Origin of the sequence: Thiomicrorhabdus immobilis, assembly GCF_021654855.1 — a bacterium.
Classification (GTDB): domain Bacteria; phylum Pseudomonadota; class Gammaproteobacteria; order Thiomicrospirales; family Thiomicrospiraceae; genus Thiomicrorhabdus; species Thiomicrorhabdus immobilis.
Genome location: NZ_AP024202.1, coordinates 277011 through 291897, shown reverse-complemented (window position 1 = coordinate 291897; position 14887 = coordinate 277011). Strand labels below are relative to the sequence as shown.

Here is a 14887-nt window from a genome sequence, read left to right as displayed (position 1 = left end):
ATGAGCCAAGCATTACGCATTATTTTTGCAGGTACCCCTGATTTTTCAGTTGCGCCATTACAAACATTAATCGATTCACCGCATGAAGTGGTTGCGGTCTATACCCAGCCTGACCGGCCTGCAGGCCGCGGCCGAAAATTAACCGCCAGCCCGGTTAAACAGCTTGCATTGGAAAATGACATTCCGGTATTCCAACCCGAATCTTTGCGTGATGCGGAAGCTCAACAAATCTTAAACGACCTGAATGCGGACATTATGATAGTGGTTGCTTATGGCCTGATTCTGCCGCAGGTGGTGTTGGATATGCCTAAAATGGGCTGCCTGAACATTCATGCCTCTTTACTACCAAGATGGCGCGGCGCCGCACCTATCCAACGTGCAATCGAGTCGGGTGACCAGCAAAGTGGCGTGACCATCATGCAGATGAATGCGGGCTTGGACACAGGCGACATGCTTTATAAACTGAGCACCGACATCACCGACGAAGATTCTGCGCAAACCTTGCATGACCGTTTGAGTGAATTAGGTTGCAAGGCACTGATGGCGACTTTGGACGGTCTACAAAATGGCAACATCATCCCTGAAAAACAAGATGAATCCCTAGTCACTTATGCCGAAAAAATGCATAAGGAAGAGGCCTTAATCCAGTGGCAGCAACCCGCCCTGAAGATTATCCGTAAAATCCAAGCCTTTAACCCCTGGCCAGTGGCTTACACACTGTATCAAGAACAACCTTTACGAGTCTGGCAAGCACGTCAACTAACCGCAGAAGAGCAAACCGAATTTGCAACGAACGAATCAGCAAACTCACCAGGCCTGGTACTAGGTTTGAACAAACAAGGATTGATTGTCGCTACCGGTGACCAACCGATTTGTCTACAACTGGTGCAACCGGCAGGTAAAAAGGCGATGAGTGCGTATGATTTTGCCCAGGCTCGTAATTTGGTGGGTTATCAGTTTTCATGAGCCACGCTACCGAGAATAAGCAAACCGTTTTAAACAGCCGATTTATCGCCCTAAAGATCTGTTTGACGGTTATTGAAAGCGGCCGTTCATTAAGCCAAAGTTTGCCTGAAGGCCTGGCTCAGTTCAGTGACCGTAGAGAACGTAATTTCACCCAAAACCTGGTGATTGGCACCTTGCGTTGGCAGGCACGTTTAGAGGCCATCCGTGCACAACTACTGAAAAAGAAGCTCAAAGACAAAGATGAAGATATCAACCAACTGATTCTGATTGGCCTTTATCAAATCCTGTATATGGACACACCTGAACATGCAGCGGTTTCCGAGACCGTTGCCGTGGTGCAAAAACTTAAAAAGCCCTGGGCCAAGGCATTGGTCAATGGCGTATTGCGTAACTTCATCCGTGACCAACAAGCGATTTGTGATGAAGTCGACCTCAAACCGGCGCAAAAATATTCCCATCCTCAATGGTTGTTCAAAGCGTTGCGTAAAGGCTACCCGGAAGAGTGGCAGGAAATCATGCAAGCCAACAACGAGATTGCACCCTTGACCTTAAGGGTCAATACCATCCAGCAAACTCGTGAAGCCTTTCTCGAAAAGCTTAATAACGTAGGCATTCAAGCCTCAGCGCATCCAACCGCTCCTCAAGGCGTGATTCTCGAAAACAGCACCGATATCACCCAACTGCCAACCTATGAAGAAGGCGGTTTCAGTGTGCAAGACGGTGCGGCGCAACAAGCCGCCAATATCTTGCAACCCAAAGCCGGTGAACGGATATTAGACGCTTGTGCCGCACCGGGTGGCAAAACCACACATTTATTGGAATTGTCCAACAACCAAGCACTTGTCTTTGCTTTAGAAAAAGCGCCTGAAAGGATGGAACGGCTGGCTGAAAACTTACACCGTTTAGAGTTGCATGCTGACTATGCGGTAGGCGACGCCTCTATTCCAGATGAGTGGTGGGACCAACAGCTGTTCGATAAAATCCTACTGGATGCACCCTGTTCAGCGACCGGTATCATCCGCCGTCATCCTGACATTAAATGGCATAGAACCGAAGAGGATATCGAGACCTTGGTGGAAATTCAAGGGGCTATCCTTAAAGCGCTTTGGCCGACCTTAAAACCTGGTGGCCAACTGCTGTATGCAACCTGTTCGGTACTGCCGCAAGAGAACACTTTGCAGATGCAGAACTTTATTGAATCCGAGCCCAGTGCTAGCGTCATACCGCTAACCTTAGAAACGACCCTAACCTTTGAAACACCCGGTAACCAATATTTACCAGGACGTTCAGGCATGGACGGTTTCTTTTACTGCTTATTGCAGAAGAGTCTGTAATCCATGACCTGGCTATTTGCATTTATTTCAATGAATTTGCAAAGCGGCCAACAGCTTGGTCATCAGCTATTTCACCCCAAAAAATCGCAAATACGCCCGGTTTTAAGCAGCATTTTGAGTGTGCTGATTTTAATCCTACCAGGCCTGGTAACAGCCCAATCCGCTGCAATTGAAAATGAAATCACCATTCTCAAGGTTAGAGATTACCAAAAAGACAAACAGTTACTGATCGACTCCGAGAGCCGTTTCAACCTACCGCAAACGGTGATTGATGCCATACACCATGAAATTCCGTTGAGTTTTACCACCCGAATTGAATTAACCGAAGCCACGCAAACTTTGGGGATTAAATATGAACGGATTCGGAATGTGGTGGAATATAGCACCGATCTCTATGCTTATGGCGTAAACCGGCTGTATGCCTTGTATAATCACCGAAATCAAAAAGCACAATCTTTCACTACCTTAGAGGAGGCCTTGCAAACGCTTGCTACCTTGCAAGCCTTTCCGATTGCATCTCTTTCAGAATTGCACCCGGAACAGCGGTATACTTTACGCATGAAAATCTCTTTAGATTATTGGAAACTACCGGCACCACTGATTTTAGAAGCCTTGACCACCTCAACTTGGCAACTTGAAAGTCAGTGGTTTGAAACCTCCTTACAAACCCCATTGAGTTGGCAATGAATTCATACTGGCGCTATATCAAACAATATGGTTGGGTAACCCTGATATCAAGCTTATTGCTGATGGCTTTGGTGGTGATGAGCCAAACGCTACAAAATGCTTCGAGCTTTGCCGACAGCTACTCGACCTTGCTGTTTTTTACGATAGGCGGGGTAACATTGTTATTGGTCCTGCTCTTCAGAACCGTATTCAAACTCTATACCCAGTTTCGCAAGAAAGTCCCAGGCTCCAAAGTAACCGTCCGTCTAACCGTTATAGCCAGCTTAGTTTTAGGTATTCCAACGGCGATCATTTTCTACTTCTCTCTCACGTTCATTCAGCAAGGCATCAACCAATGGTTTGACGTTAAAACCGAAGTCGCTTTGGACAACGCCACCTCCCTGGTTCGCATCACCCTTGACAATAAAACCCGTGACAGCTTAAAACTAACACTCTCCATCTCCAAGGCCAATAAAGCCCTATTGACGGAATCGCCGAGCCTCGCGGTCAATATGATACGCCAGCAACTTAACGCTCAAGAGGTCGCGCTTTATAACATCAACCAACAGCTCGTCGCATTCAGTAGTGAATACGCCACCGCAATCCTTCCGGAAGCTCCGGGAGCCAACTTGTTTCAACAAATTCGTAATGGCAAAACCTATGCGGCTCTTGAGAGCCGGGCTGGCGCAACCTTGCAAGAGAACTTTATTCGAGTGGTCATTCCATTCTCGGACAGCCAGCTCAGCAATCAATTTGCATTACAAGTCATCTTCCCGGTACCCGCGGATATCACCCTACTTTCGGATTCAGTCGCCACCGCGTCGGGGCAGTACAAAGAGCTCTCTTACCTTAAGGGCCCGCTTACCGCCAGTTTTGTATTGATACTCTCCATGGTATTGCTACTCACCCTGGTTACTGCCGTGTTATTTACCATTACCGCCGTACAGAACTTCACCCGCCCAATCCGCACGCTCGCCAAAGGAACTCGTGCGGTTTCCAAAGGGGATTACACGGTCAAAATGCCCGTACCCGAAAATGACGAATTTGGAGACTTAATCCAATCCTTCAACGATATGATTCAACGTATCGCTCAAGCACGTAACGAAATCAAGCTCGGGCATCAACAAACAGAGGTACAGAAACTCTATCTTCAAGCCGTCATCAAAAACTTATCGAGCGGGGTCGTCACGCTGGACATGCACTATCGCATCCGCACCATTAACGATGCCGTACAAGAAATCCTCAACACCGACTTGAAGCGCCATATCGGCAAAAAAATCGCCGATATTACCGATCGCGAAGATACCGCCCACCTAATGGACTTGGTCAATAAAATCGCCCCCAAGTTTGAAAAAAGCTCTAAACCGTGGTCAACCCAGATTGATTTCGCCTGTAAAAAAGGCCAAAAAATCCTGTTGATCCATGGCTCCACCCTACCCAGTATCGACCAAAAAATCGGCGGTTACGTTATCGTTATCGACGACATTACCGAACTGGTTCAAGCTCAATTACATGCGGCATGGAGTGATGTGGCCCGCCGTCTTGCGCACGAAATAAAAAACCCTCTTACCCCCATTCAGCTCTCAGCGGAACGCTTAAAATATAAGCTGTTCAGAAAACTGGATGAAACCGACCAGGCCCTACTCACCCGAATGACAGAAACCATTACCGAACAGGTTTCTACCATGCAAAAACTAGTGCAAGCTTTCAGTGATTACGCCAACACACCCGAAGTGGAATTGGTACCGACTAAAATCAACACCTTAATCTCTAACATTACCGAGATGTATCGTGACCCAGACGCCGCTTGGAAAGTGTTTGCCGAACTCCAAGAGCCTTGTCCAAAGACCTTGGTAGACAGCTCACGCTTGCGCCAGCTGTTACATAACTTGATCAAGAATGCGATTGAAGCGACCGAAAACACCATCTTGCCAAGAATCATAGTTAAAACCTACAGTGATGACCCCGACTGGTTAACCTTATCCATTTGCGATAATGGTCCGGGCATCCCTGAAGAAGCTCAAAACTGGATTTTTGAACCCTACGCCACAGATAAACCAAAAGGAACTGGCCTAGGTCTAGCGGTAGTGCGTAAAATTGTTGAAGAACATCACGGCAAAATTAACTTAACCTCTTCACCCAATAACGGCACCTGCTTTATAATAAAGCTTCCAACAATCTCAAGTGAGAACGAATGAAACCAGGCAAATTATTAATTGTGGATGATGAACGCGATATCCGCAGTTTAATGGAAGAAATTTTTATTGAAGAGGGATATCAAGTCGAAACCGCCGCTAATGGTGTTCAAGCCCAACAAGCTTGGCGTAGTTTCTTACCGGACATCATATTCTTGGATGTTTGGATGCCTGATATAGATGGAATTTCGCTACTTAAACAGATGCAAGACGAAGGGGTGCTAGAAAACACCAAGGTAATTATGATGTCGGGGCACGGCACCATTGAAACAGCCATTGAAGCTACTCGTTTAGGTGCTTATGACTTTCTTGAGAAGCCGCTGTCTTTAGCGAAATTGATCGTGACCGCGGAACGCGCCATCGAACACAATCAACTCAACCAGGAAAATCGCCAACTCAAGCAAAAACAGCCTGAACATTTTATGCCTGTTGGTAAAAGCAAAGCCGTCATTCAGCTCCGCGAAACCCTAGAACGCCTTTCTAAATTCACCATGCCGATTTTAGTCACCGGTGAATCGGGCACAGGAAAGCACCGTTTTGCCGAGGCGATCCACAAGACAAGTCAGCGCAATACCTCTGCATTTTTACACTTCTACTCTCTCGACTTCAACAAGTTATGCCAACCTGAAAATATGGATAATCTTAAAAAAACCTTAAGAGAAGTCCATCAAGGCACCTTGATTATCGCCAATATCGAAGAACTTTCCGCAGAAGCGCAGTCTATTCTAGCCAATATCGTTTTAAAACAGTGTTATAAACTAGACGATGACAGTGATGCCATCTGTATCGATATTCGTGTCATTGCGTTAACAAAAACCGATATAGAGGGCATGGTTGCCCACCAGAATTTCAGAGAAGACCTTTATCAACGCTTGAAGGTCATGCAAATGCATATCCCTGCGTTACGTCAGCACACAGAAGACATTCCAGAACTGATTGAATACTTTGTCAACCACTTCGTCACTTATGAAGGTTTAGAGTATCGCCATTTTAGCGTTTCCGCACAAAACATTCTGCGCCAACACACCTGGCCTGGTAACTTAAAAGAGTTGAAAAACCTCATTCAACGCCTGTTGATTTTAGGCAGTGATGATGTCAGCGATGACGAAGTCAAAGAGTTACTGATGAACTCTCAGGCAAGCAATTCGATTGGTGAAGTGGTTGATACCAGCCTGCCGCTAAAAGAAGGAAAAGAGCAGTTTGAAGCTCGTTATTTAAGCCAGCTATTACGCGAAACCGGCGGAAACGTCTCCGAAACGGCCAAACGTTCCGGAGTGGATAGAACCAATTTGTACCGCAAATTAAAAGCACTTGGCATAGACCCTAAAAACCCACAATAGAAGCCCGTACCTCAAATCGTTAGAAACGTTTAATCGGATATGAGAAATTCGGTTTAATCATTTCTATGTGCGTCCGGCTCTGGTGTAGAATGAAACCATTACCCTCTGTCAAAGTGGGTTAACTTTAAAAACTGAGATGACACCACAACAATGAATATCGTTATATTAGGCGCCGGACAAGTCGGCTCTTCTCTTGCTGAATTGTTAGCCCAGGAAAACAATGACGTTACCGTTGTTGATTTAGATCGATTACAACTGCAACGTTTGCAAGATAGACTGGATATTCGTACCGTTGTCGGCCATGGTTCCCACCCCGACATTTTGGCTCAAGCCGGCTTGGAAGATGCCGACATGCTGATTGCCGCCACGCAAAACGATGAAACCAATATCCTCGCATGTCATTTGGCTCACAGCATGTATAAAACCGGCAAGAAAATCGCCCGTGTTCGCAGTCGCTCCTATCTTGACCACCCTGAACTATTCGATCGCGAAGCCAATACCTACGCCATTCCAATCGATGTCTTAATCAGCCCGGAATCGCTGGTGACTGACTATATCCTGCAGTTAATCGATTACCCTGGCTCACTTCAGGTCATTGACTTTGCCGAAGGTAAGGTTCGGTTGGTGGCGATGCGTGCCTATGCAGACGGCATGTTGGTGGGTAAAAAGATTCGTTCATTACGCGACCACCTGCCAAACAACATCAAAACCCGTATTGTTGCCGTTTACCGCCGAGATGAAGTCGTTATGCCAACCGGCGATACCACCATCCTTGCGGGTGATGAAGTATTTTTCTTAGCAGAAGCCGCACATATCCAAATTATCGTAAATGAGTTACGCCGCAGTAAAGAGCGTCCTTCTCGCCGCATTATGATTGGCGGTGGCGGCAATATCGGCTTTAACCTGGCACAGGCACTAGAAAAGGCTCACCAAGTCAAACTGATTGACCGCAATATGCAGCAGTCCCGAGAGATAGCCGAATCTTTAGACAACACCATTATCATTCATGGCGACGTTTCCGATAAAGACTTGCTGCTTGAAGAAAACATCGATGAAATCGACCTTTATGTTGCGGTAACCAACAACGATGAGGCGAATATCATCTCAGGCATGTTGGCGAAAAAACTTGGGGTGCGTCGTGTCATCGCTCTGGTAAACAACCAATCCTATGTTGAATTGATTCAGCGCAACAGTATTGACGTCGCCCTTTCAGCGGATAGCATCACCACCAGCCATTTACTGCATTACACACGCAAAGGTGACACTGTCAAAGTGGCGACCTTACGTAAAGGTGCGGCCGAAGCGATGGAAGTGATTGCTCACGGTAGTGAAAACACTTCTGAAATCATCGGTAAGAAAATCGGCGATATCGATTGGCCAAGCGACATTACGGTGGGCTGTATTATTCGTAATGACAAAGTCATCATTGCCCATCGCGACCTAGAAATTGAAGCTGAAGATCATGCCATTCTCTTCTTAAGCAATTCTGAAAATGCGGCAGAAATCGCCAAATTGTTCTCACCGGAAGTCAAACGTAGCTGGTTCAGTTAACCGATAAACCTAAAAGAAATTTTTCACTATGCACTCAAAAATCATCTTAAAAGTTTTTGGTTTATTACTGATGGTCTACAGCATCAGCCTGGTACCGCCTATCGTTGTGGCCGCATACTTTCAAGACGGAGCCTTCTACGATTTCATCAGCGTTTTAATCGGCGTATTACTCACCGGTTTAATCATCTGGTATCCGGTTCGCAACCACTCCCGCGAACTCAAGATTCGTGATGGTTTCATTATTGTGGTCATGTTCTGGACGGTACTCGGTTTGGCGGGTGCGTTACCGTTCTTTTTGGCTCAAGAAGTGCCATTGAGCTTGACCGACTCGATTTTTGAATCCTTCTCGGGCTTAACCACAACGGGTGCCACTGTTATCATCGGCTTAGATGAACTGCCCCACTCCATTCTTTGGTATCGCCAACAATTGCAGTGGATGGGCGGCATGGGGATTATCGTTTTAGCGGTCGCCATTCTGCCGATGTTGGGCATCGGGGGGATGCAGCTCTACCGCGCGGAAACCCCCGGCCCAATCAAAGACTCTAAAATCGCCCCGAGGATTTCTGAAACCGCTAAAGCCTTGTGGTTCATTTATCTTGGGCTCACGGTGGCCTGTGCCATCAGTTATTGGTTTGCAGGAATGAGTTGGTTCGATGCATTCAGCCATAGCTTTTCCACAGTCGCCATTGGTGGTTTCTCAACCCACGACGCCAGTATCGGTTACTTCAATAGCGTGGATATTGAAATGGTCGCCATCTTTTTCATGTTTTTATCAGGGATAAACTTCGCGCTGCATTTCACCGCCTTTCGAAGCTTGAGTGGCTACTCCTATTTTTACGATCCCGAATTCAAAGCCTACGCAGGGCTTTTGGTTGGTGCATCCATCATCGCCATTCTCTACCTCTATCTACAATCGGTTTACCCTACCTGGGAAGAGGCCATCCGTTACGGTTTATTTCAAACCGTTTCTTTAGCCACGACCACTGGATATGCCAACGCCGACTTTTCCGAATGGCCTGGTTTTTTACCGGTCATGTTGATTTTGATGAGTTTTATTGGTGGTTGCGCAGGCTCAACCGCCGGTGGCATGAAAGTGATTCGTTTTGTACTGTTGTTTAAACAAGGTATGCGTGAGATTATCGGGCTACTTCACCCCAATGCGATTATGCCAGTCAAACTGAGCGGTAAAAGCATTCCTGAAAAGGTCATGACCGCGGTATGGGGGTTTTTCTCGGTATATGTCTTTACCTTTGCCATTTTGATGCTCACCATCATGGCGTTGGGAGTTGACCAAGTGACCGCTTTCTCGGCGATTGCGGCGATGATGAACAATCTCGGACCTGGATTGGGTGAAGTCGCAGCCAACTTCCAAGGCATGAGTGACCCGGTTAAATGGGTACTCACCTTCGCCATGCTATTAGGTCGTTTGGAAATCTTTACCTTACTGGTGCTGTTTACGGCGGCTTTTTGGCGTAAATGACGGGAATAGCATGAACTCAAAAAACGCTGAAAAATGGGATGCTAAATATGCTGAGTCCACATTAAACACTCCAGCCAATCCTTGTTTTGTCTTAAAACAACATAGCAGATTGTTGCCGTTCAACGGACAGGCGTTAGAGTTGGCCTGTGGCTTAGGTGGTAATGCACGCTTTTTGGCGCAATGTGGCTTGAAAACCCATGCATGGGACATATCCGATAGCGCACTCACGGTATTAAACAACTGGGCCAGCCTGAATCACTTACCGATCATGCCGCTACTGACGGACCTAGAGCAGATGCTACTGCCCTATCAGCAATTCGACGTGATAGTGGTCAGCCGCTATCTGGACCGTGGCCAATTCAAAGCCATTGAAGAAGCGTTAAAACCCAATGGTTTGCTGTTTTACCAAACCTTTTTAGCGCCAGTTCAAGCTAACGCCCCTCAAAATCCTGACTTTTATATCCAGCCAAATGAATTCAACCAGGCCTGGTCAAAACTACAAACCTTGGTGTACGGCGAAGGTTGGTTGCCAAGTGAAAACGCCACACAAGCCGACAGCCCTAAACAACGTTACGCCTGGTACGTTGGCCGTAAGAAGTGAGCCAAAGATTCCCCATATCGGCGTTTAATCTCGGTTTATTACTTGCCATCATCGGCACCGGATTATTCTCTTTAAAGTCGATTTTCATCAAGCTTGCTTATGCCGAGGGCCTCAATACCGATAGCGTATTGATGTTACGTATGGCGATTGCCCTGCCGCTCTATTTAGGTGTTTTATTCTGGTTAGCACACAAACAATCCGTGCCGGACAACCTCTCTGAAAAGTGGCTGAAAATCGCCTTTTTAGGTTTCATAGGCTACTATCTTTCATCCTGGTTCGACCTCAAAGGGCTTGAGATGATCAGTGCCCAACTGGAGCGTTTAACCCTCTTCACCTACCCGATAATGGTCGCCTTATTGGGCGCGCTGTTTTTCAAAACACCCTTAACCCGCAAAATCGTGATTTCCCTATTCATCAGCTACACCGGGCTATGGATTGTGTTTTATAAAGAGTTATCGTTGGTTGGAGAGAATGTACCGCTTGGCACGCTATTGGTGGCATTGGCGGCATTGTCCTTTTCATTTTATGTGCTGTTTGGTAAGCAAGAAATCAAAGCGATGGGGAGCGTTTGGTTTACCGGTTTGGCAATGAGTGTTTCCAGTATTTTCGTACTCATTCATTTTACGATATTCAACAACTATGCCGATTTGACGATAACGCCGTTAGCTTGGTTATGGCTGGGCTTGCTTGCTGTCTTCAGCACCGTCATTCCCAGTTTTATGATCAGCGAGGCGATTCATCGAATTGGTCCAGCGCAAACGGGGATCGTCGGCTCTCTTGGCCCAATCATGACAATGGGGTTGGCCATTTGGATTCTGAATGAAGCCTTTACCATCTGGCATGCGCTTGGGATGCTGTGCGTGGTTGCAGGGGTTTCGTTACTCAGTTATAAAAACAAATAACCCAATCTGCAATATACCCCGCCCAAACGACTCTTGTCATGTAAAGCTTGTTGCTCGAGATTCATCGCTGCAAAGCAAATTTTTAACAATTTGTTCAAATTCTTAGCGTCACCACCATGACAAAATAGCACTGATACCTTTAAGAGCTAATAGATAGATCATGAAAGACAATTTAAAGAAATTAAATCAAGCCATCATTCGCTATAACCGCTTATCCGATGATGACACCAAACTCGTTAAATGTTTGCATGACATGCGTGTTGCCGCGCGTAAATCCATTGTCGTCATGAGCCCCGAAGATTCGATGACTCTGAGTTTAAAAAAACTGATTCAATCCAGTAATAAAATTCGGGATCTAGATGTGTTTCTTAATGAAATCCTGCCGAAACTGCCTAAGAAATGGCATGCTGAATTAGACAATATTCGCCAACCCTTGATATTGAAACGTCTAGAAATGAACCAGGATTTTAGAATTGTACTGAAAGAAGAGTGGCTCAACGATTTGAGTCAGATTGAAAACTTCTCAAGCGATAAACGCTCACTTCAATACGATTCAAACCGTCATCAGATGACCCATAAAGAAATTGAAAAAAGCCTAAAAAAAGCCCTTAAAGAACTGAAGTCTATTGAACTAGAAGACAAGCACTTACATAAAATCCGTTTAGTGATTAAACGTTTGCACTATCAGTTGGAACGTTTTTACCCGGATGAAAAGCAGCTCTTAAAGTTAACCAAGTTAATACAGACTGAACTTGGTGAGTTTCATGATTTTTACCAAGCGGTAAAGTTATTAAAACAGCACGAAGCCTTAATCAGCCCCAAAACCTATCAACATGGCATTACTTTTTTGAAGGACAAAAAATCGCAAACCATCTCAAACCTACGAAAAGCGCTACGCAAAATGCCTTTTTAAAAAGTCCTATACGGCTAACTTATCTTACGACTGGCTTTTCGATGTTGGTTTCTACCATGCAAAACCAGCCCCAGCCCACCCAGCATCAGGGTGGCTGCAATCATAAACGGCACGGTAATCGGCTCATCGATTAGCCACATAGCACCGAATGCCGCAAACAGCGGCACCAACAATTGTGTGGCCGAGGCTAAACTCGAAGAGATTTTAGGCAACGCGGAGTACCATAAGATATAACCTAATCCCGTGGTAACCGCGCCAGAAACCACCGCCAGCAACACCCCTTTTGAAGTTAAAAACAGCTGTTCGGTAAATAACAGGCTCAGAATACTCGCCACGGCAACCATGGGTAGCGTACGGTAGAAGTTATAAGCGGTATCGGACAAAGGGTTCTTAGATTTCCGCCCATTTAAGGTATAAAGTGCCCAGGTATAGGCGGAAATGGTCATCATCACCAATCCCCACCAAGAGGGAGTGGTCAGTTTTGGATAGACCAAATACCACAAACCCAATAACGCAATCGCCACACCCAACCACTCGGCAGAGTGCAGTTTTTCACCTTGTCGTAACGCATAACCCAAAATCGTCAGCTGCACCACCGCAGCTAATAGCAGCGCACCCGTTGCCGTACTTATCGCGACATAGCCATATGAAAAGAACACCGTATAGATAAATAAAATCAACGCCGCTTTCCAGCTACCACGACCGACAACTTGCGGTTTTTCTGCCTTCTCACCCGCTTTGATTTGGGCTTTACGCAGTGAAAACCAAAACATCACCACAAACAACACGGCAGCGGCCGATCCCAAACGCAAACTACTGAAACTCATCGGGTCAATCAACTGGTGGTCTAAAGCCCAGCGACAAATGACCGCATTAGCCGAAAAACCGATAATGGATAGCGAGGTAAAAAGAGTGGTTTGTATTAAATGGGATGGGTTCATGGAAGGGTGACTTGTAGGATGGGAAACCTTTGCAGGACTCTTTTTCGAATTGAAAGGCCGATTATATATCGGAATGGATTATCGCTAAAAAGGCTTTTCAGGCCGAATTATTTTTTATAGATGTCTTGGATTCCAGTAGGCGGTTTACGGTAACGTTTGTAACTCCATAAATACTGTTCCGGAGCGACCGCAATGCAGGCTTCAACGCCAATATTCAATGCCTGGGTAGCTTCTTCTGGATTTTCGCTAGCCAGCTTTTCATCCGCTGGCAGAATGTGCAAGACATAACCTTGGGCTTTGGGCAGTCTCTGCATCACCACAAATAGCGGAGCAGCTTCGGTTTTTTGCAGTAATTTGCTGACCAGGGTCATGGTTCGCGCCGGTCTGCCGTAAAAAGGCGCGTAAACCCCACCTGCTTCGCCAGGGTCTTGGTCTGGTAAGATTGCGGTCACCTCATTGTTTTTAAGCGCCTTCATAAGCAATCTCACTCCGCGTGCGTCGGTCGGCGCTAACTTAGCACCAAAACGCCCTCGTGAATCCACCATAAACTTCTCAATGGACGGCACATTGGGAGGACGATATAAAAATGTGCATGGATATAACATCGACATATAGGTTCCAATCAACTCCCAAGAACCGATATGTGGCGCTAGAAAAATGATTCCCTTGCCTTCAGCAACGGCTTTATCCAACAGCTCTTGGCCTTTTATCTGTTTGACCAGACCCACTAAACTAGGGCTATCCCAACACCATACAAGGCCAAGTTCTGTGGTAGCCTTCGCCGTCTCGATTAAATTCGCTTTAAGTAATTGCTGGCGCTGTTGCTCAGTTAATTGTGGATAAACTTGCGCCAAGTTGATTTTTGCCACTCGGCGGTTACTGTTTGGAATCCAATACAATAAATAACCCAAGCCAGTACCCAATATCTGGTTTAAACGCAACGGCAACCAGCTAAAGAAAATAATCAGCGCTTTCAATAAACCACCTAACCAGGCCTGGTCATTGATTTTTTTAGTGGTTTTCTTCGGGTTTTTAGCCATTAAAGGTCCACTTCATCGATTGCATCAGCGTTATCAAGCGGCTTAACTTTCTCGTTTGGATTTGAATCGAAATCGAGTGCCGCATTCCCTTCATGGTTATCATCGGCAATCAATGGTTGCATGGCGCGCCACAGATTGGCGTACAGATGCTTGTTCTTTTTCTCTTGTTCCAATAACAGCGCTTTGGTTTCCGCTCTGGCCTGCGGTTTGGCGTAACACGCAGGGCAGTTATCCTCGATTACCGGCAATTCCGCTGCAATCGCAAAATCACGGGTTTGATTTTCACGGACACGCACCAACGGGCGGATGATGCGCACGTCTTCATCATCGTTCAAATAATGGGCTTTCATGGTGCGTAGCTGACCTGCATTGAAGGCCGACATAATAAAGCTTTCCGCCAAATCGTCTAAATGCTGTGCCAAAGCCAAGACGTTATAGCCTTCACGACGACAAACCGTGTATAAAATCCCGCGTTTTTGACGGGCACAGAAACTGCAAAACGAATCGCCTTTCATACGTTCTTCAGCCAGGCCTACCATGTCTTCAGTTTCGTAAAAGTAAGGCACATCCATCTTGGCACACCACGCCTTAAGTGGCGATGGATCGAAACCTGGAATTTCAGGGTCAATGGTACAGGCCGCCAACTCGAACTTAACCGGGGCATGACGTTGCAGGTGCTTTAAAATCACCAATAACGCCATAGAATCCTTGCCCCCCGAAAGCCCTAACAACACTCGGTCACCATCACGCAACATCTTGTATTGCGCCATGGCACGACCCACCAATTTCATAATGGATTTAGGCGGTTTAATCCAATCTTTGGTGCGCTCTTTTTTGGTTAATTTTGTTTGTGATTCGTCTGTCATAGCTCTAACCTTTTCTGTTGCCGCTTATTCTACACTGGCAACGAGTTATCCCCAAAATAAGTTGCATTAACCGATATATTTGTAAAGCCTTA

The 14887-nt window shown here is 46.2% G+C and carries 13 protein-coding genes; 10 read left to right on the top strand and 3 right to left on the bottom strand.

Going from position 1 to position 14887, the window contains the following annotated elements; all coding sequences use genetic code 11:
- The 10 genes from fmt to L6421_RS01150 all read left to right on the top strand — a co-directional run bounded on the left by fmt (position 1) and on the right by L6421_RS01150 (position 11948).
- Entirely contained in the window at positions 1-966 is a 966-nt protein-coding gene (gene fmt, locus L6421_RS01195; RefSeq protein ID WP_237262153.1) for a methionyl-tRNA formyltransferase, read from the top strand.
- Positions 963-2300, top strand: a complete 1338-nt coding sequence (gene rsmB, locus L6421_RS01190; RefSeq protein ID WP_237262152.1) for a 16S rRNA (cytosine(967)-C(5))-methyltransferase RsmB — start codon at positions 963-965, stop codon at positions 2298-2300. The genes fmt and rsmB overlap by 4 nt, the downstream gene beginning before the upstream one ends.
- Before the next feature lie 3 nt (positions 2301-2303).
- Positions 2304-2987, top strand: coding sequence for a DUF4390 domain-containing protein (locus L6421_RS01185; protein ID WP_237262151.1), 684 nt, complete (start codon positions 2304-2306; stop codon positions 2985-2987).
- Positions 2984-5164, top strand: coding sequence for an ATP-binding protein (locus L6421_RS01180; RefSeq protein WP_237262150.1), 2181 nt, complete (start codon positions 2984-2986; stop codon positions 5162-5164). The genes L6421_RS01185 and L6421_RS01180 overlap by 4 nt, the downstream gene beginning before the upstream one ends.
- Positions 5161-6501 (top strand): sigma-54-dependent transcriptional regulator, encoded by a 1341-nt coding sequence (locus tag L6421_RS01175; RefSeq protein WP_237262149.1) that lies wholly within the window; start codon positions 5161-5163, stop codon positions 6499-6501. Before L6421_RS01180 ends, L6421_RS01175 begins: the two co-directional genes overlap by 4 nt.
- Positions 6502-6651: 150 nt before the next feature.
- Positions 6652-8052: a Trk system potassium transporter TrkA gene (gene trkA / locus L6421_RS01170; protein ID WP_237262148.1), complete on the top strand. Its 1401-nt coding sequence runs from the start codon at positions 6652-6654 to the stop codon at positions 8050-8052.
- Positions 8053-8080: 28 nt separating this feature from the next.
- Positions 8081-9532 (top strand): TrkH family potassium uptake protein, encoded by a 1452-nt coding sequence (locus L6421_RS01165; RefSeq protein ID WP_237262147.1) that lies wholly within the window; start codon positions 8081-8083, stop codon positions 9530-9532.
- A 10-nt stretch (positions 9533-9542) separates the two neighbouring features.
- Complete coding sequence (locus L6421_RS01160) at positions 9543-10133, top strand: class I SAM-dependent methyltransferase (RefSeq protein ID WP_237262146.1); 591 nt, start codon at positions 9543-9545, stop codon at positions 10131-10133.
- Complete coding sequence (locus L6421_RS01155; RefSeq protein ID WP_237262145.1) at positions 10130-11035, top strand: DMT family transporter; 906 nt, start codon at positions 10130-10132, stop codon at positions 11033-11035. The genes L6421_RS01160 and L6421_RS01155 overlap by 4 nt, the downstream gene beginning before the upstream one ends.
- Positions 11036-11195: 160 nt before the next feature.
- A complete protein-coding gene (locus tag L6421_RS01150) occupies positions 11196-11948 on the top strand; it encodes a CHAD domain-containing protein (protein ID WP_237262144.1) in 753 nt (250 codons plus the stop codon).
- 14 nt (positions 11949-11962) lie between these two features.
- Here L6421_RS01150 and L6421_RS01145 read toward each other — a convergent pair whose 3' ends face one another.
- From L6421_RS01145 to L6421_RS01135, 3 genes are all read right to left on the bottom strand, one after another.
- Positions 11963-12889, bottom strand: a complete 927-nt coding sequence (locus L6421_RS01145; RefSeq protein WP_237262143.1) for a DMT family transporter — start codon at positions 12887-12889, stop codon at positions 11963-11965.
- A 107-nt stretch (positions 12890-12996) separates the two neighbouring features.
- The gene (locus L6421_RS01140; protein ID WP_237262142.1) at positions 12997-13929 is read right to left on the bottom strand and encodes a lysophospholipid acyltransferase family protein; all 933 of its coding nucleotides are present in this window, start codon (positions 13927-13929) and stop codon (positions 12997-12999) included.
- A complete protein-coding gene (locus L6421_RS01135) occupies positions 13929-14795 on the bottom strand; it encodes a tRNA 2-thiocytidine biosynthesis TtcA family protein (protein WP_237262141.1) in 867 nt (288 codons plus the stop codon). The genes L6421_RS01140 and L6421_RS01135 overlap by 1 nt, the downstream gene beginning before the upstream one ends.
- Positions 14796-14887: the final 92 nt, after the last annotated feature.

Bases quoted from the DNA above. Each gene is read 5' to 3' on its own strand.
- fmt (WP_237262153.1), top strand. From the start codon at position 1: ATGAGCCAAGCATTACGCATTATTTTTGCAGGTACCCCTGATTTTTCA.
- rsmB (WP_237262152.1), top strand. From the start codon at position 963: ATGAGCCACGCTACCGAGAATAAGCAAACCGTTTTAAACAGCCGATTT.
- L6421_RS01185 (WP_237262151.1), top strand. From the start codon at position 2,304: ATGACCTGGCTATTTGCATTTATTTCAATGAATTTGCAAAGCGGCCAA.
- L6421_RS01180 (WP_237262150.1), top strand. From the start codon at position 2,984: ATGAATTCATACTGGCGCTATATCAAACAATATGGTTGGGTAACCCTG.
- L6421_RS01175 (WP_237262149.1), top strand. From the start codon at position 5,161: ATGAAACCAGGCAAATTATTAATTGTGGATGATGAACGCGATATCCGC.
- trkA (WP_237262148.1), top strand. From the start codon at position 6,652: ATGAATATCGTTATATTAGGCGCCGGACAAGTCGGCTCTTCTCTTGCT.
- L6421_RS01165 (WP_237262147.1), top strand. From the start codon at position 8,081: ATGCACTCAAAAATCATCTTAAAAGTTTTTGGTTTATTACTGATGGTC.
- L6421_RS01160 (WP_237262146.1), top strand. From the start codon at position 9,543: ATGAACTCAAAAAACGCTGAAAAATGGGATGCTAAATATGCTGAGTCC.
- L6421_RS01150 (WP_237262144.1), top strand. From the start codon at position 11,196: ATGAAAGACAATTTAAAGAAATTAAATCAAGCCATCATTCGCTATAAC.
- L6421_RS01145 (WP_237262143.1), bottom strand. From the start codon at position 12,889: ATGAACCCATCCCATTTAATACAAACCACTCTTTTTACCTCGCTATCC.
- L6421_RS01140 (WP_237262142.1), bottom strand. From the start codon at position 13,929: ATGGCTAAAAACCCGAAGAAAACCACTAAAAAAATCAATGACCAGGCC.
- L6421_RS01135 (WP_237262141.1), bottom strand. From the start codon at position 14,795: ATGACAGACGAATCACAAACAAAATTAACCAAAAAAGAGCGCACCAAA.